Annotated in this window: 1 protein-coding gene; it reads left to right on the forward strand. The window is 64.6% G+C overall.

What is annotated here, in order from left to right; genetic code table 11:
- Positions 1-377: 377 nt before the first annotated feature.
- On the forward strand, positions 378-1341 hold a 964-nt coding region (locus tag KH616_RS25025; RefSeq protein ID WP_292254941.1), incomplete at its 3' end, for a BCCT family transporter.

Below are 1341 nucleotides of genomic sequence, written 5' to 3' on the forward strand. Positions count from 1 at the left end.
ACACGCGGATCCTCGGTGTCGAACTGCCGCGACGAGCCGATCAGCAACTGTCCGGTCGGGCGCGTCTGCATGCGAAGGATTCGGCTGCATGTGATGAAAGTAAACTTACACAATTGAGCATCCGGAAAAAAAGAATTTTCATTACCTCCGGGAAGTCCCGATGCGCGGCATCCGCCCGGTGCGCGGCCGTGCTCATCATCCCTTCGCGAATGCAATTCTGACAAATCACTTACAATTCGTCAGCTCATTCCCTGCAAGCCCTCCGTTGCAGCCGTATCACCGGGTAACACACGCACGTCCGCCGCATCCGGGCAAGCCGCGCTTTCACGCGCGGCACGCGGCGTTCCGGCGTGTGCGCCCTTTCCTGGATGCCATCCATGACCGACTCACGTCCCTCATCCCGCACGACGTTCAAGCCACAGGTCGTCCTGCCGTCGCTGGCGGTGATCGGCGCGCTGCTCGTCGTCTGCGCGCTGCGTCCCGACGAGGCCGGCGCGCGGTTTTCCGCGGGCCAGCAATGGGTGATCGCGCACTTCGACTGGTTCTACGTCGCCGCCGTCAGCACCTTCCTCGTGTTCCTCGTGCTCATCGCCGCGAGCGATTTCGGCAACATCAAGCTCGGCCCCGACGACGCCGAACCCGAATTCAGCTTCATGTCGTGGACCGCGATGCTGTTCGCGGCCGGCATGGGCATCGGCCTGATGTACTTCGGCGTCGGCGAGCCGATGCAGCACTATCTGAAGCCGCCGGGCACCGACCCCGGCACGCCCGCCGCCGCCCAGGAAGCGATGCTGATGACCTTCTTCCACTGGGGCTTTCACGCCTGGGCGATCTACGGCGTGATGGGACTCGTGCTTGCCTATTTCGGCTTCCGCTACAACCTGCCGCTGACGCTGCGCTCCGGCCTGTATCCGGTGTTGCGCGAACGCATCGACGGCTGGATCGGACACGCGGTCGATGCGTTCGCGCTCGTCGGCACGATCGCCGGCATCGCGGCGACACTCGGCTACGGCGTGATGCAGCTTGGCGCGGGCCTGCAGATGGTCGCCGGCTGGGACACCAGCAGCGATGCGTTCCGTGTCGGCCTCGTCGCACTCGTGGTGACGCTCGCGGGTCTGTCCGCTGCGAGCGGGCTCGACAAGGGCGTGCGGCGGCTGTCCGAGCTGAATCTGCTGATTGCGTTCCTGTTGCTTGCGTTCGTGGTCGCGGCCGGTCCGACGTCGTTCCTGTTTCGCGCACTCGGCGACAACGTCGGCCAATATCTGTCGAATCTCGTCGGCCTGTCGTTTCGCACCTATGCGTATGCGCCGCCGCGCGTCGAAGGCTGGTTCGGCAGCTGGA

Origin of the sequence: Burkholderia sp., assembly GCF_018375725.1 — a bacterium.
In the GTDB taxonomy this organism is placed as follows: domain Bacteria; phylum Pseudomonadota; class Gammaproteobacteria; order Burkholderiales; family Burkholderiaceae; genus Burkholderia.